Annotated in this window: 21 protein-coding genes; 2 read left to right on the top strand and 19 right to left on the bottom strand. The window is 67.8% G+C overall.

What is annotated here, in order from left to right; genetic code table 11:
- Window positions 1–42: 42 nt before the first annotated feature.
- The 11 genes from DWG18_RS01805 to DWG18_RS01755 all read right to left on the bottom strand — a co-directional run bounded on the left by DWG18_RS01805 (window position 43) and on the right by DWG18_RS01755 (window position 11,895).
- A complete protein-coding gene (locus tag DWG18_RS01805; RefSeq protein WP_115644856.1) occupies window positions 43–1,764 on the bottom strand; it encodes a BatD family protein in 1,722 nt (573 codons plus the stop codon).
- On the bottom strand, window positions 1,761–3,446 hold the full coding sequence (locus DWG18_RS01800) for a VWA domain-containing protein (RefSeq protein ID WP_115647982.1): 1,686 nt from the start codon (window positions 3,444–3,446) through the stop codon (window positions 1,761–1,763). The genes DWG18_RS01805 and DWG18_RS01800 overlap by 4 nt, the downstream gene beginning before the upstream one ends.
- Window positions 3,443–4,318, bottom strand: coding sequence for a VWA domain-containing protein (locus tag DWG18_RS01795; protein ID WP_343195082.1), 876 nt, complete (start codon window positions 4,316–4,318; stop codon window positions 3,443–3,445). The genes DWG18_RS01800 and DWG18_RS01795 overlap by 4 nt, the downstream gene beginning before the upstream one ends.
- Window positions 4,319–4,437: 119 nt before the next feature.
- Window positions 4,438–4,887 (bottom strand): DUF4381 domain-containing protein, encoded by a 450-nt coding sequence (locus DWG18_RS01790; protein WP_115644854.1) that lies wholly within the window; start codon window positions 4,885–4,887, stop codon window positions 4,438–4,440.
- Window positions 4,887–5,807 carry a DUF58 domain-containing protein gene (locus DWG18_RS01785; RefSeq protein ID WP_115644852.1) on the bottom strand — a complete coding sequence of 307 codons (921 nt, stop codon included), beginning with the start codon at window positions 5,805–5,807 and terminating at the stop codon, window positions 4,887–4,889. The genes DWG18_RS01790 and DWG18_RS01785 overlap by 1 nt, the downstream gene beginning before the upstream one ends.
- A gap of 10 nt (window positions 5,808–5,817) precedes the next feature.
- On the bottom strand, window positions 5,818–6,819 hold the full coding sequence (locus DWG18_RS01780) for a MoxR family ATPase (RefSeq protein ID WP_240318569.1): 1,002 nt from the start codon (window positions 6,817–6,819) through the stop codon (window positions 5,818–5,820).
- 141 nt (window positions 6,820–6,960) lie between these two features.
- Window positions 6,961–8,895: a type IV pilus secretin PilQ family protein gene (locus DWG18_RS01775; RefSeq protein ID WP_240318568.1), complete on the bottom strand. Its 1,935-nt coding sequence runs from the start codon at window positions 8,893–8,895 to the stop codon at window positions 6,961–6,963.
- Window positions 8,896–8,914: 19 nt separating this feature from the next.
- Window positions 8,915–9,451, bottom strand: coding sequence for a pilus assembly protein PilP (locus DWG18_RS01770; protein WP_115644846.1), 537 nt, complete (start codon window positions 9,449–9,451; stop codon window positions 8,915–8,917).
- Window position 9,452: 1 nt separating this feature from the next.
- Window positions 9,453–10,139 carry a type 4a pilus biogenesis protein PilO gene (gene pilO, locus DWG18_RS01765; protein WP_115644844.1) on the bottom strand — a complete coding sequence of 229 codons (687 nt, stop codon included), beginning with the start codon at window positions 10,137–10,139 and terminating at the stop codon, window positions 9,453–9,455.
- Window positions 10,136–10,837, bottom strand: coding sequence for a PilN domain-containing protein (locus tag DWG18_RS01760; RefSeq protein WP_115644842.1), 702 nt, complete (start codon window positions 10,835–10,837; stop codon window positions 10,136–10,138). The genes pilO and DWG18_RS01760 overlap by 4 nt, the downstream gene beginning before the upstream one ends.
- A complete protein-coding gene (locus DWG18_RS01755) occupies window positions 10,837–11,895 on the bottom strand; it encodes a pilus assembly protein PilM (RefSeq protein WP_115644840.1) in 1,059 nt (352 codons plus the stop codon). Before DWG18_RS01755 ends, DWG18_RS01760 begins: the two co-directional genes overlap by 1 nt.
- 244 nt (window positions 11,896–12,139) lie before the next feature.
- Here DWG18_RS01755 and DWG18_RS01750 point away from each other — a divergent pair, with 244 nt between their 5' ends.
- Together DWG18_RS01750 and DWG18_RS01745 are read left to right on the top strand one after the other, a co-directional pair.
- The gene (locus tag DWG18_RS01750) at window positions 12,140–14,659 is read left to right on the top strand and encodes a penicillin-binding protein 1A (protein ID WP_115644838.1); all 2,520 of its coding nucleotides are present in this window, start codon (window positions 12,140–12,142) and stop codon (window positions 14,657–14,659) included.
- 116 nt (window positions 14,660–14,775) lie between these two features.
- Window positions 14,776–15,435 carry a hypothetical protein gene (locus tag DWG18_RS01745; protein WP_115644836.1) on the top strand — a complete coding sequence of 220 codons (660 nt, stop codon included), beginning with the start codon at window positions 14,776–14,778 and terminating at the stop codon, window positions 15,433–15,435.
- A gap of 199 nt (window positions 15,436–15,634) precedes the next feature.
- On the opposite strand, the gene DWG18_RS01740 is transcribed toward DWG18_RS01745, so the two are convergent.
- The 8 genes from DWG18_RS01740 to DWG18_RS01705 form a co-directional block, all read right to left on the bottom strand.
- On the bottom strand, window positions 15,635–16,936 hold the full coding sequence (locus DWG18_RS01740; RefSeq protein WP_240318567.1) for a citrate synthase: 1,302 nt from the start codon (window positions 16,934–16,936) through the stop codon (window positions 15,635–15,637).
- A 244-nt stretch (window positions 16,937–17,180) separates the two neighbouring features.
- The gene (locus DWG18_RS01735) at window positions 17,181–17,426 is read right to left on the bottom strand and encodes a type B 50S ribosomal protein L31 (protein ID WP_115647980.1); all 246 of its coding nucleotides are present in this window, start codon (window positions 17,424–17,426) and stop codon (window positions 17,181–17,183) included.
- Between the two features lie 95 nt (window positions 17,427–17,521).
- Complete coding sequence (locus DWG18_RS01730; RefSeq protein ID WP_115644832.1) at window positions 17,522–18,454, bottom strand: nucleoside hydrolase; 933 nt, start codon at window positions 18,452–18,454, stop codon at window positions 17,522–17,524.
- 30 nt (window positions 18,455–18,484) lie between these two features.
- Window positions 18,485–20,590, bottom strand: a complete 2,106-nt coding sequence (recG, locus tag DWG18_RS01725; RefSeq protein WP_115644830.1) for an ATP-dependent DNA helicase RecG — start codon at window positions 20,588–20,590, stop codon at window positions 18,485–18,487.
- Window positions 20,591–20,593: 3 nt separating this feature from the next.
- Complete coding sequence (locus tag DWG18_RS01720) at window positions 20,594–20,974, bottom strand: RidA family protein (RefSeq protein WP_115644828.1); 381 nt, start codon at window positions 20,972–20,974, stop codon at window positions 20,594–20,596.
- Between the two features lie 103 nt (window positions 20,975–21,077).
- The gene (locus DWG18_RS01715; protein WP_115644826.1) at window positions 21,078–21,281 is read right to left on the bottom strand and encodes an amino acid transport protein; all 204 of its coding nucleotides are present in this window, start codon (window positions 21,279–21,281) and stop codon (window positions 21,078–21,080) included.
- Between the two features lie 62 nt (window positions 21,282–21,343).
- Window positions 21,344–21,607 carry a hypothetical protein gene (locus DWG18_RS01710; RefSeq protein ID WP_115644824.1) on the bottom strand — a complete coding sequence of 88 codons (264 nt, stop codon included), beginning with the start codon at window positions 21,605–21,607 and terminating at the stop codon, window positions 21,344–21,346.
- A gap of 1 nt (window position 21,608) precedes the next feature.
- The gene (locus DWG18_RS01705) at window positions 21,609–23,798 is read right to left on the bottom strand and encodes a bifunctional (p)ppGpp synthetase/guanosine-3',5'-bis(diphosphate) 3'-pyrophosphohydrolase (RefSeq protein WP_115644822.1); all 2,190 of its coding nucleotides are present in this window, start codon (window positions 23,796–23,798) and stop codon (window positions 21,609–21,611) included.
- Between the last annotated feature and the right edge of the window lie 80 nt (window positions 23,799–23,878).

Here is a 23,878-nt window from a genome sequence, read left to right as displayed (position 1 = left end):
CGAGCTTAACAAAGCGTCGCGCCCGCCCGTCGATCACCGTCGTCAGGTCCGCGGATACAGGGGAGGCAGGACGTCGCGCGCGGGGGCCTGCGCGGTGTGCCAGCACGGCCCGGTCGCAAAGGCGCTGCGTAGCCGCGCGCGCGCTTCGGCGGGATCGCCACCGCCCCAGCGCGCGCGACGCAGGTGCAGCACCGCGTCGCGCTGCGTCGCGTCATCCAGGCGCGCGGCGACGGCATCCAGATCGGGCGCGTCATTGCCGGCGAGCTGGCGCAGCACGGCCTCGATGTCGGCGAGGTCACCCAGCTCGAGTGCGCGCGACAGGCTGGGCAATCCGGATGTCGCGACAGACGACGCCGGGCGCTGCGGCTCGAGTGGTGAATTGGCGCCGGGCGCGGAGGATGTACCTGGCTGGCCCGGAGACAGCGGCGACACAGCACCCGTCGACATTTCAGCGGATGCGCTCGCCGCGAGTTCGCGCCTGCGCATCGACGCGGACCGCCACGCAAGGCCGACGACCAGCAGCGCCACGGCAATGCCAGCGATGCCGATCAGCACCCATCGACGATCGAATGCCCGTCCCGACGGCACGCCGGATGGCGACGCCGTGGTCGACGGCGCATCGTGCGGCGCGACTGCACCGGGTGCGACCTGCAGCGTGATGGGCGGCAGCTGCGTCGATCGCGCTTCGCCGGCGCGGCTGTCCCACCAGTCGATGCGCGGGCCGGGCACGACGAGCCGCCCTTCGCGCGTCGGCACGATCGAGAAACGTCGCTGCTCGCGCACGTGCGGACGCCCATCGACCATGGACTCGTCCGACTGCGCACGTTCGGGAAATACCTGCGCGCTGCCCGCCGCGCCGATGCGCAGGTCCGGCAACTGCGCGGCGCCGGCGCCATCCGCCTCCACTTCGACGACGACGTTCGCCGCGGCACCGACGCGCGCGGTCGTCGGCAGTTCGACGTAGCGCATCGTCAGCCCGCGCAGCGGCAGCCACGGCGTCGGCGCGTTCGCGGGAATCGGTCGCACGTGGAGGATGCGCGGACGCGCGACGGCGTTCAGCGCGGTCTGGCCGTCGCCGAAGAACTGGTCGAGCGCATTGCCGGTGCCGCGCCCTTCGAATCGCGCGGGCGGAACAACGAGTTCGCCGCTACGCTCCGGCACCAGCATGAAGCGGCGTTCCGTCACCACGTACGAGCGACCGCCGACCGTGCGCCGGTACTGCACGTCATCACCGACGCGTTGCAGGCTCGCGCCCGCGGGTTCCGGCTGATCGAGTTGCCCGGCGATCAGCGGAATCGCCGAATACAGACGCACGACCCAGCCGACCGACTGTTGCACGTACGGGTCCTGCGAGTCCGCTTCGCTTTCGATGAAGACGTCGGCATTGCCCGATGCCGCCGTCGAGGTCGGCGCCTGCGTCACCAGCAACGTGAGCGGCGCGGTGGCCTGCCCGCCCACGCGCAATGCCGGAATGCCGAGCAGGCCATCGCGCCGCGGGCGCAATGCGACGGCGTAGAGACTGCGTCGACTGAGCTGCCCGTTGACCCACTGCACCTGCTGCTGGCTCGCCTGCCCGCTGAGATCGAAGTCGCGCAGCAGCGGCGCGTAATCGGGCGCCGCGTTCGCATCGGTTTCGACGTTGAGCGTCGTGGCCTCGCCGAGCGCGATGCGATCGCGATCGAGCCATGCGCGCGTTTCGGCACTCACGGAACCTGCAAGCGCGAGCAGGACGATCGCGAACAGCGCGTGGAGGATGCGATTCATCGTCCGCCCCCGAGCTGACGACGCTCGTGTTCGAGCCGAAACTTCTCGCGCAGAAGATTGCCGGGCTCGTCGGGCACGCGCATCAACGCGGCCTCGTCGGACATGCGACGCTCGCGTTGCTGCGGTGTCAGCGACTTCTCCGGCGTCTTCTCGCCGTTCGCCTTCGCCTGCTGCAGCGCCTGCTGCATGCGCTGGCGCTGCGCCGCGTCGGCCTGCGCCTGGCGCGTCGCATCGGCAGGCTTCGGCGGCGACGCCGCGTTCTGCTTCTGCGGTGATCCGTTCGACGGCGTCTTCGACGAGGACTGTCCCTTGCACGCCGCATCGCCGGGTGCGCAGTTGCGCGGCTGTTGCGACTGCGACGACGCACCGCCCTTCTGCCCCGCCTGCTGTTGCTGGCCGCCCTTCGGTGGCGGCTGCTTCAAGGCCTTCAGCACCGCCGCGCGATTGGCGACTGCATCGGGCATGCCGCGCTGTCGGCGCAGCGCTTCGTCGTAGGCCGACACCGCCTCTTCGAGATGCCCGGCCTTCGCGAGTGCATTGCCACGGTTGTAATGCGCGTCCGCCGTGTCGGCCTTGGCGAAGTCGGCCGCCGCTGCATCGAATTTGCCACGTCGGTACGCCTCCACGCCGCGGTCGACGTTGTGCCAGGCGCGCTGGTCCGGACGGAAAAAGAGATCGGCGGCGAGCGACGGCCGCGGCAGCAGCACGACGGCGAGCAGCAACGCGGCTGCGCGCGGTCGTCGCGCGACGACGATCAGTGCGAGCAGCATTACCAGCGGCACCAGTCGGAAACCTTCGTCGGCCCATGCGCGCCCGCCCTCGCGCGCGCGGCGGGCGACACCTTCGCCCGTCGCGAACACCGCGTCATCACTGCCATCCAGCGCCAGCCGTGCGTACTCGCCGCCTCCGCTGCGGGCGAGGTCGCGCAGCGAGCCTTCGTCGAGCTGCACATGGATGCTCGCACCCCCCGGCGTCCGCACGTTCGCGCCGCTGGCACTGCCCAGCCCCAGCGCCGACACCGTGATCCCGGCGGCGCGTGCATCGCGGGCGGCACGTTGCGACGCGCTGTCGGCGTGGTCGGTGACGAGAACGATGCGGCCTCGCGGAAATCCGGCGCGCTCGATGAGTTCGCGCGACTGCGCGATCGCGCGCGCCGGCGACTGCCCATCGACCGGCATCACCGAAGGTTCCAGCGCATCGACGAACAAGGCGACGTTCGCGGCGTCGTCCGTCAACGGCGCGACCGTGAACGCGTCGTCCGCGAACGCGACCAGCGCGATCGGCCCGCTGCGTGGTGACTGCAGCAGGCGCGTCAGCCGTGCGCGCATCTGCGCGAGGCGTGTCGGTGGCATGTCCGTCGCCGCCGTTGCGCTCGACAGATCGACTGCGATCGCCAGCGGTTCGCGCGACTGCCACTCCGGCATCTCGACCTGACGCCATGCGGGGCCTGCGAGCGCGACCACCAGCAGCACGTATGCGATCGCGGCCAGCCACGCAACGATACGGTGGGTCGCAGTGCGACCCGGGACGAGCAGATGCGGCAGCAGATGCGGATCGACCGCGCGTCGCCACGCGGCGCCATCCGCGCGCCGACGTCGCAGCCACCACCACGGCAGCGGCAGCGCGAGCAGCGCGTACAGCCACTCGGGACGGAGCAGATTGACGGGACCGATCGCGATCATGTGCGCCTCCACTGCAGCGCGGCGAGCAGCGCGAACACGAACGCAGCGGCGAGCGGCCACATGTAGCGCTCGATGTGCGGACGTACCGCGCGCCCCGGTTGCGCGATGGGCTCGAGCCGATCGATCTCGGCGTAGATGCCGGCCAGCTGGCGCGTGTCACGTGCACGGAAGAAGCGTCCACCGGTGGTGCCCGCGATGTCGCGCAACGCCGCTTCGTCGATCTCGTCGTCACCGCCCGGTGCGGGAATCCGGAACCCGAACAGCGACAGGCCGCCTTCGCCACCGAACGCCACGGTGTGAATGCGAACGCCTGCATCGGCTGCGATGCGTGCCGCCTTGCGTGGATCGAGCATGCCCGCCGTGTTCACGCCGTCCGTCAGCAGCACGAGCACGCGTTCGCCCGCGGGTTGGTCGCGCAGTCGCCGTGTCGCAAGGCCGATCGCGTCGCCGATCGCGGTCTCCTGCCCGGCAAGCCCGACCACACTGTCGGCGAGCTGGTCGCGCACGGTCTCGCGATCGAGCGTGAACGGCGTAAGCACGTGTGCCTGGCGCCCGAAGACGAGCAGGCTGAGGCGATCGCCCGCGCGGCGATCGATGAAGTCCGACAACACCGCCTTCGCCGCAGTGAGGCGATCGACGACGTTGCCGCCGAGCTCCATGTCCGGTTCGTTCATGCTGCCGGACAGATCGAGCGCGAGCATCAGGTCGCGTCCCTTCGCCGGTGGCTGTACCGGTGGGCCGAGTTCCTGCGGTCGCGCCGCGGCCACGCAGAGCAGGATCCATGCGATTCCCGCAAGAATGCCGACGCCACGCCGCGCGCCGCGTGCGATCGCCGGGCCGACGATTTCGCGCAGCCGCTCGGGCGCGGGCATCCGCAACGCCGCACCATCGCTGCGCGGCGGCGGGACGAGACGCGCCACCAGCCACGGCAGCGGGATCGCGAACAACCACGCCGGCCACTGCAGCATCTCGAAGGCTTCGCGCACACCGATCACGCGCGACGCCCCATCAGCTCGACGAACCGCGCACGTGCCAGATCGACGGCCGCATCCGCGCTGCGCGCATCGACGCTCGGACGGAACGCACCGTCGAGCAGCAATCGTCCGGGCCCGTCTACAAAGCGAAGCTTCGGCGTCTCCAGAAGACGCAGCCAGTCATCGCCTTCGAGGCGATCCGCATCGGCGCGCACACGCCGCGATGCGCGACGGAGCAACTCCGAGCTTCGTGCGAGACGCGTCGTCGGCGACGATGCGTCGGCGAGTTCCGCATCGAACAAGGCGAGGGCGATCTCGCGACGGCGCGCGCGTGCGCGATGGAACCACACGACGGCCGCGACGAGGATGATCACCGCCGCCAGCACCATCCACCAACCGGGTGCGAGCGGCCACAGCGACGGCGCCGGTGGCCGATGCACATCGCGCAGGATCAGCCCGTCCGCCATCAGGCCACCTGCGCAACGCGGCCGCGCAGCAGTGCGAGGCACGCATCGGAGGGATCGGTGGTCGACAGCGCCATCACCCGCACGCCGCGGCCGGGCAGCGCTTCCGTCGCACGCTGCAACGGCGCGGCGAAGCGGGCCAGCCAGCGCTCGCGCACGACGCGGTCGTCGAGCGCCACTTCGATGCGCGCATCACCGGTGGAAAATGGCAGCCGCATCTGCGGCGGCATCGTCTCGATCGGATCGTTGAGCAGCACGATGGCGGCGTCGTGGTGGCGGGCAAGCGCGCTCCACCGATGCAGCGGCACGGCCTCGAGACTGGCGGGATCGGCGAGCACGACAACCCGCGCACCGGGACGAAGCAGGCGTTGCGCGCGTTCGAGTGCCGCCGGCAGGCCGAGGTCGTCGTCCGGGCGCTGCGAATACCAGCGCGAGAGTGCGTCGATCGCGCGCAATGCACCGCGCGGGCCGCCCGCGGGCGAGACCGGCGCCTCGCGCGGGCTTGCGCGCACGACGGCGACACGATCGCCCTCGCCCACCGCATTCCACGCGATCACGGCGCCCGCGCGCGCCGCCTGCACGGATTTGAACCGGACACGCGTGCCGAAATAGAGCGCGGGATTGGTATCGGCGACGAGCAATGTGAGCCGCTCGCGCTCGGCGTGGAAAACCTTCGTATGCGCGCGACCGGTGCGCGCCGTCAGCCGCCAGTCGACGTGGCGTGCGTCGTCGCCGACGGTGTACTCGCGCGACTCCGCGTACTCCATGCCGCGGCCGCGCATCGGCGAATTCGCGAGGCCGGCGTGCGCGGTCCGCACGCGACGCAGATGGCGCGGACTCGATGCGATGCCGCGCAGCGCGACCAGTTCCGCGATGGTGGGCGTGACGCCGTCGGCAACTGTGATGGTGGAATCGGTGCGCATGGCGGCGCGGTCAGGGCAGCGGCACCCGCGCCAGCAATTCGCCGACGAGGCGGCCACCGTCCCAGCCCTCGGCCGTCGCCTCGAAACTCGGCAACACGCGATGGCGCAGGACGTCGGGCGCGACGCTGCGCACGTCGTCGGGCGTCACGTAGTCGCGGCCTGCGAGCCAGGCATGTGCGCGAGCGCAGCGCTCGAGCGCGATCGAACCGCGCGGGCTCGCGCCCCAGGCGATGCGTCGCGCGAGCGCGGCGTCATAACGCTGCGCATCACGGGAAGCCAGCACGAGTTCGATGAGGTAGCGCTCGACCGCGGGCGCCACGTGCAACGACAGCACGTGGCGACGTGCGGCGAAGACATCATCGACCGACAGGCGTTCAATGGCCGCGCTCGGCGACGGCGCCGTCGCGGCAAGTCCGTCGCGCGCGCGCTCACGCGCGAGTCGAAGGATCTCCGTTTCGACCTCGGCATCGGGATAGCCGATGCGAACGTGCATGAGGAAGCGGTCGAGCTGCGCCTCCGGCAGCGGGAAGGTGCCTTCCTGTTCGATCGGGTTCTGCGTCGCCATGACGAGGAACAGCGGCGGCAGCGCATACGTTGCGCGACCCACCGTGACCTGCCGCTCGCCCATCGCCTCGAGCAGCGCGGACTGCACCTTCGCCGGCGCGCGATTGATTTCGTCCGCGAGCAGGAGGTGGTGGAAGATCGGACCGGCCTGGAATTCGAAACGCCCGTCCTGCGGACGCCAGACCTCGGTACCAGTGAGGTCGGCGGGCAGCAGATCGGGCGTGAACTGCACGCGGGCAAAGTCGGCATGCAGTCGCGCGGCGAGCGCGCGGATCGCGCTGGTCTTGGCGAGGCCCGGGGCGCCTTCGACGAGAAGATGTCCGTCGGCGAGCAGCGCGACCAGCAATCGTTCCACCAGCGTCGCCTGGCCGACGATCTCGGCCTGCAGCGACTCGCGCAGCCCGGTGAGAAGACGATGCAGACGCTCAGCGTCCGGAGCCGGATCCATGGAGTGTTCCTGCGCGTTCATGCCGGCATTCTGACCGGTTCAAGCGTCCGGAGTTCCAACGGCATCTTCACGTCGAACCGGACGCCCTAAACGGAAACGGGGCCGCAAGGGCCCCGTCCGTTGAACATAGTCGCGCGATGCTCAGCGCTGGGCGACGTGCAGCACCTTCGGCGTCACGAAGATCAGCAGCTCGGCCTTGTCCTTGGTGCGACCGTTCTTCTTAAACAGGTTGCCCAGCCACGGGATGTCGGCGAGGAACGGCACTTTGGTGAGGTCCTTGCGGTCGGTGAACTCGTAGACGCCGCCGATCACAACGGTCTGACCGTCTTCGACCAGCACCGCGGTGTTGACTTCGCGCTTGCTGATCTGCGGCACCTGGCCGATCGAGGTGTCGATGAAGCCTTCGACCTCGTCCTTCTTGACCGCCATGTTGAGGAAGACGCGCCCGTCATTCGTGATCGTCGGGGTGACGCGCATCTGCAGCACCACGTCCTTGAACTGGACGTTCGGCGTGGGAACCGCGCCGACGGCAGCGGGCGTCAGAGTTACGTATCCCACTTCTTTACCCTGCGTAATGACGGCTTCGCGCTGGTTGCTTGTGACGACGCGCGGGTTGGAAATGACCTCCCCTCGCCCTTCCGTCTGGAGTGCCGACAACTCGGCGTCGAGCAGATAACCGGCATTGAGGATCGACAGACCGATCGCACCCGCGGGGTTGCTCACCGGGAGATTCGTCATGAGCGTGCGCGTGATCGTCCGGGCCTCGCTCGTGCCGAGCGTGTTGTAGCGCGACTTCGCATTCTCGGAAGACGCTTCCGCCGAACCGCCGAAACCAAGCGAACTGCGATCTCCAGTCTTGCCGGATGCACCACTGATACCGAATTTCGCGCCCAACTCGCGGGAGAATGTATCCGTCGCGATAACAACGCGGGCCTCGATGACCACCTGATCGACCGGACGGTCGATCACGCGGATCAGCTCCTTCATCGCCGCAACCTTCTTCGGGATGTCGCTGATCATGAGCGTATTGGTGCGCTCATCCGCGACCAAGCGGCCGCGAGACGACAGGAAGCCGGTATCGCCGGTCTGCGAGCTACCAGCGCCTGAGCCTTGCCCGCCGCTCTGAATGCCCTTGGCTTCTGTCAGTGCCTTAAAGATGGCATCGGCGTTGTGGTAGTTGATCTGCACATACTCGGTGACGAGGTCGGTGCGGTTGTCGATCGCGATACGAGCGTCTTCGCGGTCCTGTTCGTACTTGGCGATCTCGGCCTGCGGCGCGATCCAGACGACGTTGCCATTGCGACGCTTGTCCAGACCCTTGGCCTGCAGAACGATGTCGAGCGCCTGGTCCCACGGCACGTTGATGAGGCGAAGGGTGACGTTGCCCTGCACGGTGTCGGCCGCGACGATGTTGAGACCCGACTCTTCCGCGATCAGCTGCAGGACGGTGCGAACCGGCACGTCCTGGAAGTTGAACGTGACCGGCTTGCCGGAATAGCGCGCGGAGGCATTGGCAGCCGAAATCTGCGCCGCCGCGGCCTTGACGTCCGCCGTGCCGCCGACAGCGCGCGAACTCGTGGCCGACTTCGGCGAAATCTCCACGATGTAGTCGCGACCCGTCTGGTACGCCATCGAATCAAACGATCCGCTGGTGTCCAGCACCAGCTGGGTACCGGCGCCACTGTTGCGAGGATCGATGCGCGTGACCGGCGTGGCGAAGTCGCTCACGTCCAGCGTCTTGCGCAGGTTGGCGGGCAGCTGCGCGTTGCCGATGTCGACAATGACATTGGAACCGGTCTTGCGCAGATCGGGCGTTGCGCCTTCGCCGCTGAAGTGCACCACGAGACGACCGGAGCCGTCTTCGCTGCGCTTGAAGTCGATGTCCGCGACCGAGACCGTACCCGGCAACTGCTTGGCCGGATCGAGGCTCGGAGCCGGAGCCACCGGCGCCGCGGGCGCCGGAGGTGCGGCCTGGACGCTGCCGAGCGCGGCGAGCATGCCGAGGGCGAGTCCCGCGAGCCGGGCCCCGATCAGGGGACGGGCCGTCCTTGCGGATTGGGCATTGTTAGAAGTCATGATCCTCATCCCCTCAACATCACTTGTTGTCGTCGAGTGACAGCGTGGCCGGACGTTCCAGCCAGCCACCCGCCCCGTCAGGCACCAGTTCCACCAGCTCGATGCGGTCCTCGAACACGCCGGTGACGCGGCCGTCGGACTGCCCCATGTAATCGCCCGGCCGGATGCGATAGGTCACCTTGTCGGGTGCCATCACCAGCGCGGTCAGACCGCCTCCCTTGCCCAGCGAACCGACCATGTCGAGGCTGTCGAGCGGGAAGGCTTCGAGCGGTTGCTTGCGACGCGCCGAGTCCGGGCGCGGTCCGTTGCCGTTGCCTTCGTCGGTGAAGGCCCGGCTGAACGGATCACGCAGCGACTGCGCGGCGTACTCGAACGTTTCGAATTGCTGCATCACCGGGAGCGGGTCCAGCGGGGGCGCGGGACGCGCCTTCACTTGGGCCACCCAGTTTTCGAGATTCGGCGCGTCACCCGGCGTGCTGGTCACGCCGCGCGCGCAGCCCGCGAGTGCGACGACGAGCACGGCACTCCGGACGATCAAGGATCGCATCGTCTGCATGTCAGCCTCCCTTCGCGCCGTTGGCCGGCGGCTGTCCCGCGGCCGGTGCCGCTGCGGCCTGCTTGGCCACCTCTTCCTCGTCGAGGTAGCGGTAGGTCTTGACCGTGCCGGACAGCTCGAGCAGACCGTTGCTCCCGACTTCGCCATTGCCGGCCTGCGCGTTTTTCGGCTTCAGCGAGATGTCGTGCATGGTCATGATGACCACGCGCGGCAGCGATGCGACACCGCTCATGAAGGCACCGAACTGGTGATAGGTGCCTACCATGCGGAGCGCGATCGGCTTCTCGGCATAGAAGTCCTTCGGCTGTTCGTCACCCGGCTGGAACAGTTCGTTGGTGATGCCCGTCGCGAGCGCGGTCTGCGAGATGTCGACGATGAGGTCGGGCATCTCGTTCTTGCTCGGCAGCTGGCGGAGCATCTGCTGAAGCTGCGCCTCCATCTGCACGAGCTGTTGCTTCAGCGCGCCCAGATTCGCGGCTTCGCCCTGCTTCTTCTCGTACGTCTGGCGGAGATCGGCCTCGGTGTGCTCGAGGTTCGTCAGCTCATCGCGCTTGTCGCTGATGAAGAGGAACCAGGCCAACGCGACGATCAGCACGCCGATCACCGTGCAGAAGATCATCTTCGCCTGGCGAGGCCACGAGCCGATGTTGTTGAAGTCGAGGCTCTTGAGATCCATTTTCCGGCTCACGACTTGCCTCCCGGAGTGGTCGACGCGGCAGCAGGTGCCGGGGCCGGCGTGGCCGGAGCTGCGGCAGGCGCAGGACCCGTCGCCGGGGCATTCGCCGCAGGCGCAGCCGCCGGCTCCGCATCCGGAACGCCATCGCCATCGGTGTCACGCGGCGCGTTCGGGTCGGCGAGCTTCACGCTCAGGCTGAACTGGTACGGCAGCCCCTTGTCCTCACCCTTGGCCTCGATGACCGAGAGCTGCGGGTCCGTCATCCAGCCCGAGCCCTCGAGGTTGCGCATGTAGGTCGAGACGCGCGCATTCGACTGCGAACGACCTTCGAGCGTCAGCGACTGGTCATCCTGCTTGATCGAGGTGAGCACGACGCCGTCCGGAATCGTGCGGACCAGCGAGTCGAACAGATGGACCATCTGCGAGCGGCTGGCCTGCAGCTTCTCGATCACTTCCTTACGGGCCAGCAGACGCGCCTTCGTCTTGTTGAGCTCGGCGATCTCGGTGATCTGCTTGTCGACGTCGTCGATCTGTTGCTGGACGTACGCGTTGCGTGCGTTCTGACCGTCGATCTGGTTGCTGAAGTACATGTTGATGCCCATCGCGAGCACCAGCGCACCGACGGCGGTCACGCCCAGCATCACGCCGAATTCCTTCTGGCGCTGCTTGCGGCGCTCGGCACGCCACGGGAGGAGATTGATGCGTGCCATCAGTCGAAGCTCCTCAGCGCGAGCCCGCAGGCGATCATGAGCGAGGGCGCGTCCTGCGCGAGGGCGTGCGGCTGCACGCGCGGCCCCAGCGTCATGTTCGCGAGCGGGTTGGCGACCATCGTCGGCACGCCGATCTGGTCCTCGAGCATCCGGTCGATGCCGGAGATCGAGGCGCCACCGCCGGCGATGACGAGCTGGTCGACGCGATTGAATTCGCTGCCCGCGTAGAAGAACTGCAGCAGGCGGCTGATCTGCTGGACCATCGCCTCCTTGAAAGGCTCCAGCACTTCCGTCTGGTAGCCCTCGGGGAGGCCGCCCTGGCGCTTGGCCTGGCCGGCTTCCTCGTACGAGAGGCCATAACGGCGCATCACCTCGTCGGTGAGCTGCTTGCCGCCGAAGACCTGCTCGCGGCTGTAGATCGTGCGGCCATTCCGCAGCACGTACAGCGTGGTCATGGTGGCGCCGGAGTCGACGAGGGCGACGAGACCGTCGCGCGGCGTCTTCAGCTGCTCGGAGAGGAGCGCGAAGGCGTTCTCGATCGCGAAGCTCTCGACGTCCATGACCCGCGCCGTCAGGCCACCGAGTTCCAGCGCCGAGGCGCGGATCTCGACGTTCTCCGAGCGCGACGCCGCCAGCAGCACCTGGAGCGTGTCCGGCGTGTTGGGCATCGGGCCGAGGACTTCGAAGTCGAGGTTCACTTCGTCGATCGGATACGGCACGTAGTTCGCCGCTTCCAGTTCGACCTGGGCCTCGAGCTCGTCACCGTCCAGATCGGACGGCATCGGAATGACCTTGGTGATGACCGCCGACCCGGCGACTGCCGCGGCAGCCCCCTTGGCGCGCGTACCCGACCGGGCCACGGCGCGCTTGATGGCTTCGCCCACCGCCTCGACCTCGACGATGTTCTTCTCCACCACGGCATTGGGCGGCAGCGGTTCCACCGCATAGTGCTCGACGCGGTAGCGGTTGCCGGCTCGGGTGAGCTGCAACAGCTTGACGGCGGTCGAGCTGATATCCACGCCAACCAAGGCCGGCTGGCTCTTCGTGATCACGCCCACTATCGAATCTCCCCTGCCGCTGGCGATTTAGACGCACTTCCTCGCGGCACTGCCTAGATAACGGACTTTTCACCGTGTGGCAACCGGGTCATCACGATTCGTGATGTCCCCGACAAAAACCCGTCACCGGCTGGATGAACGGTTGGGACGGGGACTTGCCGGATTTCCGACGCCGTGCCGGGCACGGCTTCGCAGGGCGTCCCCTATACTCGGCTTATCGATTTCTTTACGCGACGTTCCCCCGATGCCCCGTATCCGACGCCTCCTCCGCTGGGCGCTCTTCGCCAGCGCCGGCCTGCTGGTTCTCGGCCTGATCGCCGCCGGCGCGCTCTACGCTGTGATCGCGCCGAAGCTGCCTGACGTGGAGACCCTGCGCGACGTGCAGCTGCAGGAGCCGATGTACGTCTACGCCAAGGACGGGCGCCTGATGGCCCTGTTTGGCGAGACCCGCCGCTACCCGGTCGACATCGAGAAGGTCCCCGACCTGCAGAAGAAGGCGTTCATCGCCATCGAGGACTCGCGCTTCTACGAGCACCACGGCGTCGACCTGACCGGCGTGCTGCGCGCCGTCTGGCTGCTGGCGACGACTCACGACAAGCGCGTCCCCGGCGGCTCGACCATCACCCAGCAGGTCGCCCGCCAGTTCTTCCTGAGCAACGAATACAGCTACACCCGCAAGCTCGCGGAAATGCTGCTGGCCATGCGCATGGAGCGCGAGCTCAGCAAGGACGAGATCTTCGAGCTCTACCTCAACGTCAGCTTCTTCGGTAACCGCGCCTACGGCGTCGCCGCCGCGGCCGAGTACTACTACGGCAAGCCGCTCGACAAGCTGTCGCTGGACGAGATGGCCTCGCTTGCCGGCATTCCGAAGTTCCCGTCCGCGGCCAACCCGATCAGCAACACGGCCCGCGCGAAGGTGCGTCGAGACTACATCCTCGATCGCATGGCGGAACTGAAGTTCATCAGCCCGAGCCAGGCCGCCGAGGCCAAGGCCGTGCCGATGCACGCCACGCCGCACGAACGCCCGGTCGAGGTCTATGCACCGTACGTGGCCGAGATGGTCCGTCAGGAAATGCTCACGCGGTACGGCCCCGAGGCACTGACCAAGGGCTACCACGTCTACACGACCATCGATCCGACGCTGCAGGCCGCCGCGGACGCCGCCGTGCGCGAAGGGCTGCATACCTACGACCGCCGCCACGGCTGGCGCGGTGCGGAACGCCATTTCGACCTGACCGACGCCGAAGACGCCAAGGCCGCGGCCCGCCACCTGGCGGCATTCCCGGCGCAGGGTGACCTGTTGCCCGCCGTCGTGCTCGCCGCGCGGGCGGGCAGCGCCGACGTTGCGCTCGCCGACGGCCGCACGATCACGCTCGACGCCGCGCATACCTGGGAAAACGCCAGCTACGCGACGCTCAAGCGCGGCGACATGGTGCGCGTGAGCCGGGTCAAGCCTGCCGATGCGACCAAGCCGGCCGACCCCGCCGCGCCGGTGGCGTACCGCCTCGACCAGTTGCCCAGGGCGCAGGCCGCGCTCGTCTCCATCGACGCCATGAACGGCGCGCTGCGTGCGCTGACCGGTGGCTACAGCTTCGCCGGCAACAAGTTCAACCGCGCGGTGCAGGCCAAGCGCCAGCCCGGCTCGAGCTTCAAGCCGTTCGTGTATTCGGCGGCGTTCGAGCGCGGCTTCAATCCGGCCTCGATCGTTCTCGACGCGCCCGTCGTGTTCAAGGATCGTGTCGGCCACCTGTGGCGCCCGCAGAACGACACCGGCAACTTCGCCGGCCCGATGCGGCTTCGCGAGGCGATGGTGCAGTCGCGCAACCTGGTGTCCGTGCGCCTGCTCGACGCGATCGGCGTTGATTACGCACGCAAGTACATCAGCCACTACGGTTTCGACGAAGCCTCGCTGCCGCCGAACCTGTCGATGTCGCTGGGTACCGCGTCGCTGACGCCGCTGTCGGTCGCGCGTGGCTACGCGGCGTTCTACAACGGCGGCTACCGCATCACGCCGTGGTTCATCGACACGGTGAAGGATCGCAACGGCGCGGTGATCTTCAAGGAGAAGCCGCTCACCGGTTGCCACGGCTGCACGGTCATCGCGAACGCGGGCGGCACTCCGACCGTGCAGGCGCCCAACGCGGTGGTCGACGGCTTCAACCTCGGCCCGACGCCCGGCGCGCCTGCGCCCACGGATGCCAACGCGAAGCCCGCCTCGACCGCTGACGCATCGAAGTCGAAGAAGGTCGACACCACCGGCATGGCGCTGGCGCCGCGCGCGATCGACGAACGCATCGGCTACCAGATCGTTTCCATCCTGCGCGACGTCGTGCTGCGCGGTACCGGTACGCCGGCGCGCGTGCTCAACCGCGAGGACGTCGGTGGCAAGACGGGCTCGACGAACGACCATCGCGATGCCTGGTTCTCCGGCTTCGGCGGCCCGTACATCACCACGGTCTGGGTCGGTCGCGACGACTTCAAGTCGCTGGGCTACCGGGAGTACGGCGGTCGCGCCGCGCTGCCGATCTGGATCGACTACATGCGCGTCGCGCTCAAGGACCAGCCGATCCAGCCGAACGATCCGCCGGAGGGCATGGTCAAGGTCGCGGTCGGGCCGGGCGGCCGCCTTCTGCCGGGTGCAACGGGCGGCATCACCGAATGGGTGAAGGCCGAAGACCTCGAGCGCATGCAGAACGACATCGATTACGGGCCGACGCCGGACCATCAGGACACGAACTCCGAAGAGTCGTTCGACATCTTCTGATGGTCTGAACGGATGTCGACGCCGCGACAACGGGCGTCGACATGGGCGTGCTAGCGTGCAGGTGCCGGCGCGTGCCGGCGGCGGACTGTTCGCCTCGCTTGCCACGGAGCCTCGCCATGCGCCCTGCCCGTCAGCACGCCCACCAGCACGCGCAGTCCCGCCTCCGCGAACGTCGCGAACGCCTCGCCGGCGAAGCTGCGCGCCTCATGGCCGAGAGCGGCATCGCCGACTACCACCAGGCCAAGCGCAAGGCCGCCGAACGCCTCGGCATCCATGACGACGCGTCGCTGCCGCGCAACACCGAGATCGAGGCGGCGCTGCGTCAGTACCAGCGCCTGTTCGGGCGCGACAGCATCGGTGAGCTGCGTCGGCGTCGCGAAGCCGCACTCGAAGCGCTCCGCTTCTTCCGTGCGTTCGATCCGCGCCTGGTCGGGCCAGTTCTCGAAGGCACGTCGGACGCACGTTCGCCCGTGATGCTCCACCTGCATGCGGACGACGCCGAAGCGGTGCATCGCTTCCTCGTCGAACACGACGTGCCCGCGCAGTCGCGCAATCGCCGCCTGCGCCTGGATCGTCACCGCGACGGCGATTTTCCGGTGTGGGTGTTCAGCGCCGAAGGCCTCGCCTTCGACGTGACGGTGCTCCCGCACGATGTGCTGCGGCAGGCGCCGCTGTCGCCAGTCAACGAGAAGCCGATGCGGCGCGCGAATCTCGCGCAGCTGCGGGAGATCGTCGCGGAAGCGGAGATCGAGGATTTCGAGCGCGGGCTGGAGTAGGCGCGCGCTCTGATCATGCGCGTACGAAGCGCTGCCCGTGACCGGCATCGTTAACGTCGCACCGTCCGCTGGCACTTTCCTCAGCGTGTCGCGGCACGATGCGGCAACAGGTCGTCGCTACGCGGTCGGCTGACGTCCCAAAACGACGAAGCCGCGGACATGCCGCGGCTTCGAGGTCTCGCAACAACTTCGCGTGGCATCAGCGCTTCGATGCGTCCACATAATCGCGCTGCGCGGCGCCGGTGTAGATCTGGCGCGGACGACCGATCTTGTTCTCTGGATCTTCCTGCTGCTCCAGCCAGTGGCTGACCCAGCCCGCGGTGCGCGCGATCGCGAACATCACGGTGAACATCTCGACCGGAATGCCCAGCGCCTTGTAGATGATGCCCGAGTAGAAGTCGACGTTCGGGTAGAGCTTGCGCTGCACGAAGTACTCGTCCTTCAGCGCAGCCTCTTCGAGCTTCATCGCGACTTCGAGCAGCGGGTCGTTGACGCCCAGCTCGCCGAGCACGTCGTGCGTCATCTTGCGCACCAGTGCGGCGCGCGGGTCGTAATTCTTGTAGACGCGGTGGCCGAAGCCCATCAGGCGGAAGCCCGAGTTCTTGTCCTTGGCCTTGTCGACCGCGCTGCTCACGTTCTCGGGGCGACCGATCTCGGCGAGCATCTTGAGCACCGCCTCGTTCGCACCACCGTGCGCCGGTCCCCACAGCGCTGCGACGCCGGAGGCGACGCAGACGTACGGGTTGGCGCCAGTCGAACCGACCAGGCGTACCGTCGACGTCGAGGCGTTCTGCTCGTGGTCGGCGTGCAGGATGAAGAGCAGGTCCAGCGCCTTCGCGGCGACGGGGCTGAGCTCGAGCGGCTCGGCCGGCACTTCCTTCATCATGTGCAGGAAGCGCGTGGTGTACTCGAGCGAATTCTTGGGGTAACGGATCGGCCAGCCGATCGAATAGCGATGGCAGGCGGCGGCGATCGTCGGCACCTTCGCGATCAGGCGAATCGCGGCGAGGCGGCGCTGCGCCGGATCCTCGAGGTCGAGATCGTTGTGATAGAAGCTCGCCATCGAGCCGAGCATGCCGACCAGCATCGCCATCGGATGCGCGTCGTGGCGGAAGCCGTAGAGGAACGTGCGGAAGGCCTCGTGCATCATCGTGTGATGCGTGACCTCGTGCTCGAACGACGCGAACTCCTGCGCGTTCGGCAGTTCGCCGTTCATAAGCAGGTACGCGACTTCGAGGAAGTTCGACTTCTCGGCGAGTTGTTCGATCGGGTAGCCGCGGTACAGCAGCACGCCGGCGTCGCCGTCGATGTACGTGATCGCCGACTTGCAGCTGGCGGTGGCGGTGAAGCCGGGGTCGTAGGTGAAGCAGCCGGTTTCCTTCGGCAGCTTGGCGATGTCGATGCACGGCGCGCCCAGAACGGGGTGCTGCACGGGCAGGGTCACGGTGGCATCGCCGGCGGTCACGCTGACCTGCTGCAGGCCGGATTTGTTCTCGGACACGGAGCGCTCCTGGGAGGCATGCGGCGCTGTCGCCGCGCGGAGGAGAAGGTTCTTTAGCGATCGATTCGCAAGCCGCGGATTATCGCACATACGCCTGCGTCGGCAGGCTGTGTCCTTCGTCCAATGGCGTGAAGCCGCCGCCGCGAAAGCCCCGGCGGATGACGGGCAGCGGACACCGGAAACGCCAACGGCCGCCCAAGGGCGGCCGTTGTGCGACATCGGTGCGGGCGGACCCGCGACGCGATTACTTCTGGGCGTAGCGCTTGCGGAACTTGTCCACGCGACCGCTGGTATCCACGATCTTGTGCTTGCCCGTATAGAACGGGTGCGAGGCCGACGAGATATCGACCTTGATCAGCGGGTACTCGTTACCGTCTTCCCACTTGATCGATTCCTTGGTCGGCATCGTCGAGCGGGTGAGGAACGAAAAGTCCGTGGTGACGTCCTGGAAGACGACTTCGCGGTAGTCCGGATGGATGCCGGTCTTCATGGCATGCACCATTAAGGGATTCGGGGAGCCGCGCAGTATAGAGACCTCGCCCGGCCCGTGCAAGCCAGGTGACGGCCGGGTCGGCTGAACGGCTTTCAGGCGCCCAGCGCCTCGCGCATGCGGCGCTCGAACCGGGCCTGGTCGTAGCGCATCAGGATCCGGCAGTTGTCCGGCGCGCCGTCCTGGCGGTTCCAGTCGACGACGGTCGCGCCGCGGGTGTGGCGGCCTTCCAGCTCGATGACGACCGGGCGGTCGACCAGTTCTGCAGCCGCCTCCGGCTCCAGTGCATAGGCCATCGCCAGCGCGTCCGCAGCGTGCCAGTGATCGCCTCGCCGATCGCTGGACCAGAGCCGGGTCTGCTTCGAGATCGCGTCGTAGAAGCGCGCCTTCGGATGCTCCGCCTGCAGCCAGCGCTCGATCTCCTCATGCGCGAAGCCGTGGGCGATCGTCGCCTCCCAGTCCGCGAGGTCGATGTGCGGGAAGGCTTCGAACACGATGCGTGCGGCTTCGGGATCGAACGCGATGTTGAATTCGGCCGCAGGCGTGATGTTGCCGTGCGCGGTGACCGAGCCGCCCATCACGACGAAACGCCCGATGCGCGATGGCAGCGTCGGATCGAGCTTGAGCGCGACGGCGATGTTCGTCAGCGGTCCGAGCGCCACCAACAGCAGGCGACCGGCGTGCTCGTGCGAGAGCCGCAGGATCGCGAGCGCCGCGTGCTCGGCCTCGGCCTGCTTCGTCGCCTTTGCATAGCCGGTGTCGCCGAAACCGTCGCGGCCGTGCACATAGGCGGCGTCCCGCGCGGGATGCAGCAGAGGCGAGTCGCAGCCGGCGAACACCGGTACGTCGACGTTCGCGACTTCGCAGAGCTTCAGCGCGTTGGAAACGGTGTGCTCGAGGCCCACGTTGCCCGCGGCGATGGTCAGGCCGACCACACGATGGCGCGGATCGTTGAAGGCCATCAGCAGGGCCAGGGCGTCGTCCACGCCGGGATCAGTATCGATGAGAAGCGGAATCAGATCGTTCATCGACCGATTATGCAGAAGGCGGCCGTCGTGTCACGCGGATGCGTAGCGCACTGCACCGCCGACCCAACGCGCCACGACCCGCGCGGCGAGATCAGGCGCACGCTCGGCGACGCGTTCGCCGAGCGCCTGCACGCGCGGCAGCAGGTCGGCATCGCGCTGCAGGTCCGCCACACGGAATTCGGCGAGACCGGTCTGTCGCGTGCCCAGCAGTTCGCCCGGTCCGCGCAGTTCCAGATCGCGTTCGGCGATGACAAACCCATCGTTGGTCTCACGCATGGTCGACAACCGCTCGCGCGCCATCTGCGACAGCGGCGGCTGGTAGAGCAGCACGCAGCTCGACTGCGCACTGCCCCGCCCGACTCGCCCACGCAGCTGGTGCAGCTGCGACAGGCCGAGGCGCTCGGCGTTCTCGATGATCATCAGCGAGGCGTTCGGCACGTCGACGCCGACTTCGATCACCGTCGTCGCCACCAGCAGGTCGGTCTCGCCGTTCTTGAACGCGAGCATCGCCGCCTGCTTCTCGGCGGGCCGCATGCGCCCGTGCACGAGACCGAGTCGCAGCTCGGGAATCTGTGCGGTGAGCTCGTCGAACGTCGTCTGCGCGGCCTTGGCCACGACCTCGTCGCTTTCGTCGATCAACGTACAGACCCAGTACGCCTGCCGACCTTCGGCGCACGCACGACGGATGCGCTCGACCAGTTCGGGGCGACGATCGGAGCCCAGCACCACCGTCGTGACCGGCGTACGGCCCGGCGGCAATTCGTCGATCGTCGACACGTCGAGATCGGCGTACGCCGCCATCGCGAGCGTGCGTGGGATCGGCGTCGCCGTCATGACCAGCTGGTGCGGCACGGTGCCGTGCGCGAGCGAACCCTTGTCGACCAGTGCAAGCCGCTGGTGCACGCCGAAGCGATGCTGCTCGTCGACGATGGCGAGCGCGAGGTCGCGGAACGTCACACCCTGCTGCATCAGCGCATGCGTGCCGACGACGACCTGCGCCGCGCCCGATGCGACGTCGGCCAGCACGTTTGCACGCGCCTTGCCGGTGACCTTGCCCGCAAGCCACTGCACGCGCACGCCGAGCGGCTCCAGCCAGCCGCGCAGGTTGTTGAGGTGCTGCTCGGCGAGCAGCTCGGTAGGCGCCATCAATGCGGCCTGCTTGCCGGTGCCGACGGCGAGCAATGCGGCCATCGCGGCGACCACCGTCTTGCCGGATCCGACGTCGCCTTGCACCAGTCGGAGCATCGGCACCGGCTGCGCGAGGTCGACGGCGACTTCGTCGAACACGCGCGCCTGCGCATTCGTCAATGCGAACGGCAGCGCATCGCGCAAACGCATCGCTTCGCGCGCTTCATCGAGCGCAGGCGCGATGCGTGCGCGATGCGCGCGTCGCTGGCCGCGCAGGCTCAGGTGATGTGCAAGGAGTTCTTCCAGCGCGAGCCGGCGTTGCGCCGGATGGCGACCCGACAACAGCGCGGCGATGTCGTCGTCGGCCGACGGTCGGTGCACCGTGACCAGTGCTTCGCGCAATGACGGCAGGCCGAGGTCCGACCACCACGACACCGGCAGAAGTTCCAGCGCATCGTCCGACGGCAGCCGCTCCAGCGCGAGCCCGATGAGGCGCCGCAGCGTCGCCGGCGCAACGCCTTCGATCTGCGGATACACCGGATCCAGCGCGTTGCCGAGCACTTCGTCGGCTTCGACTACGCGATAGCTCGGATGCACGATCTCCAGCCCCTGCGGACCCAGGCGCGGCGTGCCGTAACAACGTAGCCGCGTGCCAGGTTGGAACTGCGCGACCTGCGTGGCGCGGAAATGGAAGAAGCGCAAGACGAGCGTCGCGTGCGATTCGTCCGAGATCGCGACGCGCAACATCGGTCGGTAGCGAAAGCCTTTCTCGACCGCCTCGACCACGCCTTCGACCTGCGCGGCGGTGCCGGCTTGGAGGTCACGGACAGGCACGATTTTCGTGCGGTCCTCGTAGCCACGCGGCAACTGCAACCACAGGTCCTGCAGCGTGGCGAGCCCGCGTGAGGCGAGTTTTTCCGCGAGGGCCGGCCCGCAGCCACGCAGCGACGTCAGCGGCGCATCGCCGGCCGGCGCGAGAGCAGGCGTCGGTCGCGCCGCGCGGGGCATCGATCAGCCGAGGACGAGGATGGCGTCGACCTCGAAGTGCGCGCCCTTGGGCAGGCCGGACACCTGGATCGTCGAGCGGGCCGGATACGGCGCCTGGAAGTACTCCGCCATCACCGCATTCACCGCGGCGAAGTCGCCGAGATCGGTGAGGTAGAGACCGAGGCGCACGACGCCGTCGAGCGAACCACCGGCGGCCTCACAGACCGCGCGCAAGTTGTCGAATGCGCGGCGCGCCTGGGTGGCGATATCGCCAGTGACCAGTTCACCCGTCGCCGGATCGAGCGGGATCTGGCCGGACAGGAACACCGTGTCGCCGGCGCGCACCGCCTGCGAATACGGGCCGATGGCGGCGGGGGCACGGTCGGTATGGATCGGCTGGCGCATGGCGGTCGTGACGTGGGGATGTGCGCGGAATGGTACGCGGTGCGGCGGCGTCGATTGTCGGCGTGGGCGTCGCACCATGCGCGACGGCGCACGCACGACGGGGTCAGCCGCGCATCACCCACGGTACCGCGGCGACGATGACACCCACCGCGACCAGCAACAGCGCACTTGAAATGAAGTACGGGACGACCATGAGCACGATGCCGGCGACCAGCGGAGGGGGCGCGCCCTGCTTGCGTCCGTAGATGAAATAGCCGAGTCCGACGGAACTCAGCAGCACGCCGAGCAGCAGCAGCGTCGTGTTCATGCGGACGGGTCGCGCGCGGCGACCGGTGGATTGCCCTCTGTCCGAGCACGCGATGTATCCATCTACTGGGCACCTGCGCGCACGGCATCCATCAGCGCGACGAACGCTGGCGATATCGATGCCCAGACGTCACGGTCATCGCCGAACACGCGCGCGAGCACCGCCAGCGACGCAGCCGCGTGGTCGGCCGGCAGCTTCGCGGCCTGCATCAGGCGATCGGCGAGCTGTTCGAGTTCGCCGGACTCCAGCCCGACGCGCGTCGCCGACGCCGCGCACTGGCGGACTTCGATTGCCGCCTGCTCCAGCAACTGCGCAATGTTCGACACGTCAGATGCGCTGCACGCCCAGCGCCACGGCCAGCTTGCGCACCTTGCGCATCACGTCCGCGAGGTGGCGGCGGTCGCTGACTTCGATGCCGAAGCGCAGCACTGCGACGTTCGCGTCGCGCTCGATGTATTCGACGCGATCGATGTTCGCCTTCGCCTCGGCGATCGCCGCCGCGATCTGCGCGAGCGCGCCGGGGCGGTTGTCGACTTCGATCTTGAGCGCGGCGTGGAAATCGCCGTGCACTTCGCGATCCCAGCCGATCGGCACCCACCGATCGGGCGACTTGCGATAGTCGGCAACGTTCGGGCAATCGAGGCGATGCACGACGATACCGCGGCCCGCCGTGTGATAGCCCATGATCTCGTCGCCCGGCACCGGCAGGCAGCAGCTGGCGAACGAGATGACGCCCTTCTCGTTGCCGGTGATCAGGATCTTGTCCTGCACGCCGTCGATCAGGTCTTCGGCACGCGGCTTGAGGTTCGCGCCACGCTCCCGCACCAGCGTAAGTGCGACCTGCGACGGCATGCGATTGCCGAGTGCGATGTCGGCGAGCAGCGCTTCCAGGCGCGGATAACGATTTTCGGTGAGATACGCGTTGAGCCGATTGGCGGGCACGCGCTCCAGCGAGGTGTCGAGCGCTTCGAGCGCGCGGTCGAGCATGCGATGCCCGATCTGCACCGCATCCTCGTGCTCGAGCTGCTTGAGTTGCTGGCGGATCGCCGTGCGCGCCTTGCCGGTGACGACGAACTCCAGCCATTGCGGCTTCGGCGTCGCCGAGCGCGCCGTGATGATGTCGACGCGCTGACCGCTCGCGAGCTTCGTACGCAGCGGCACCAGCTTGCCGTCGACGCGTGCCGCGACCGATGTGTTGCCGATGTCGGTGTGCACGGCGTAAGCGAAGTCGAGCGCGGTCGAATTGCGTGGCAGCGAGAGGATGTCGCCCTTCGGCGTAAAGACGTAGACCTCATCAGGGAACAGGTCGACCTTGACGTTTTCGAGGAATTCGAGCGACGAGCCGGCGGACCGCTGGCTTTCGACCAGATTCGTGATCCAGTGATGCGCACGGTTCTGCGCACTGTTGAAGCCGTCACCGCCGAACTTGTACGACCAGTGCGCCGCGATGCCGCGTTCGGCGACGAGGTCCATCTCTTCCGTGCGGATCTGCACTTCCACCGGCGAGCCGTACGGCCCGAACAGCACGGTGTGCAGCGACTGATAGCCGTTCGCCTTGGGAATCGCGATGAAGTCGCGGAAGCGCGAGTCGAGCGGCTTGTACGTCGCGTGCGACACGCCGAGCGCGCGGTAGCAGTCGCCCACATTGCGCACCACCACGCGGAAGCCGAAGACATCCATCACCTGGCGGAAGCTCTTATGCTCCGTGCGCATCTTGGTGTAGATGCTCCATGGCGACTTCACCCGGCTCACCAGCCGGTGGATGAGCTTTTCCTTGGCCAGCTTCTGGGCGAGTTGCGCCTCGATCTGCGCGAGCAGTTCGCGGCGCATCACCGGCTGCGTGCGGATGCGCTTGGAAATGACGGCATGGCGCCACGGATGCAGCGCACGGAAACCGTGATCCTGCAGCTCGGCCTTGAAAAGGTTCATGCCGAGGCGCTGCGCGATCGGCGCGTAGATCTCCAGCGTCTCGCGCGCAATGCGCTTGCGCGACTCGGGGTTCTGCGCCCCAAGAGTGCGCATGTTGTGCAAACGATCAGCGAGCTTGATCAGGATGACGCGCAGGTCGCGCGACATCGCCAGCAGCATCTTGCGGAAGCTCTCGGCGGCGGCTTCCTGGCGATCGCGGAACTGCAGCTTGTCGAGCTTGGTGACGCCGTCGACCAGCTCCGCCACCGTCGGGCCGAATTCCTCCGTCAGCTGCTCGTGGCTGAGCTCGGTGTCCTCGAGCGTGTCGTGCAGGATCGCGGCGATCAGTGTCTCGACATCGAGCCCCTGCTCCGCCAGCACCTTCGCCACGGCGACCGGATGCGTGATGTACGGTTCGCCGGACTTGCGGGTCTGCCCCGCATGCGCGGCGGCACCAATCCGCCAGGCCTTGCGCAGCTGTGCGCGCTGCTCGTCGGTGAGATAGGACGCGGCGCGCTCGAGCTCGAGGACGTACTCCGGCACCTCGTCGGTGGATACCGGCGGAGGCGCGACGGTCTTCGGGCTGGCGACGCGATCGAACGAACTCATTACGACCGACTATACGTCCGCGTCCCCACTGCGCAACGTTTCCCGCGCGCCCAACCGGCCGCTGGTTTCGGCGCGGGCCA

The organism is Lysobacter sp. TY2-98 (genome assembly GCF_003367355.1).
Taxonomy (GTDB): domain Bacteria; phylum Pseudomonadota; class Gammaproteobacteria; order Xanthomonadales; family Xanthomonadaceae; genus Cognatilysobacter.
The sequence above is the reverse complement of the archived record's forward strand: the minus strand, read 5'-3'. Positions and strand labels throughout refer to the sequence as shown.

Coding starts and splice junctions, on each gene's coding strand:
- DWG18_RS01775 (WP_240318568.1), bottom strand. CDS start 8,895: ATGACTTCTAACAATGCCCAATCCGCAAGGACGGCCCGTCCCCTGATC.
- DWG18_RS01720 (WP_115644828.1), bottom strand. CDS start 20,974: ATGCGCCAGCCGATCCATACCGACCGTGCCCCCGCCGCCATCGGCCCG.
- DWG18_RS01780 (WP_240318569.1), bottom strand. CDS start 6,819: ATGGATCCGGCTCCGGACGCTGAGCGTCTGCATCGTCTTCTCACCGGG.
- DWG18_RS01760 (WP_115644842.1), bottom strand. CDS start 10,837: ATGGCACGCATCAATCTCCTCCCGTGGCGTGCCGAGCGCCGCAAGCAG.
- DWG18_RS01805 (WP_115644856.1), bottom strand. CDS start 1,764: ATGAATCGCATCCTCCACGCGCTGTTCGCGATCGTCCTGCTCGCGCTT.
- DWG18_RS01785 (WP_115644852.1), bottom strand. CDS start 5,807: ATGCGCACCGATTCCACCATCACAGTTGCCGACGGCGTCACGCCCACC.
- DWG18_RS01730 (WP_115644832.1), bottom strand. CDS start 18,454: ATGAACGATCTGATTCCGCTTCTCATCGATACTGATCCCGGCGTGGAC.
- DWG18_RS01745 (WP_115644836.1), top strand. CDS start 14,776: ATGCGCCCTGCCCGTCAGCACGCCCACCAGCACGCGCAGTCCCGCCTC.
- DWG18_RS01770 (WP_115644846.1), bottom strand. CDS start 9,451: ATGCAGACGATGCGATCCTTGATCGTCCGGAGTGCCGTGCTCGTCGTC.
- DWG18_RS01715 (WP_115644826.1), bottom strand. CDS start 21,281: ATGAACACGACGCTGCTGCTGCTCGGCGTGCTGCTGAGTTCCGTCGGA.
- DWG18_RS01750 (WP_115644838.1), top strand. CDS start 12,140: ATGCCCCGTATCCGACGCCTCCTCCGCTGGGCGCTCTTCGCCAGCGCC.
- DWG18_RS01795 (WP_343195082.1), bottom strand. CDS start 4,318: ATGCCCGCGCCCGAGCGGCTGCGCGAAATCGTCGGCCCGGCGATCGCA.
- DWG18_RS01735 (WP_115647980.1), bottom strand. CDS start 17,426: ATGAAGACCGGCATCCATCCGGACTACCGCGAAGTCGTCTTCCAGGAC.
- DWG18_RS01800 (WP_115647982.1), bottom strand. CDS start 3,446: ATGATCGCGATCGGTCCCGTCAATCTGCTCCGTCCCGAGTGGCTGTAC.
- DWG18_RS01790 (WP_115644854.1), bottom strand. CDS start 4,887: ATGGCGGACGGGCTGATCCTGCGCGATGTGCATCGGCCACCGGCGCCG.
- DWG18_RS01705 (WP_115644822.1), bottom strand. CDS start 23,798: ATGAGTTCGTTCGATCGCGTCGCCAGCCCGAAGACCGTCGCGCCTCCG.
- recG (WP_115644830.1), bottom strand. CDS start 20,590: ATGCCCCGCGCGGCGCGACCGACGCCTGCTCTCGCGCCGGCCGGCGAT.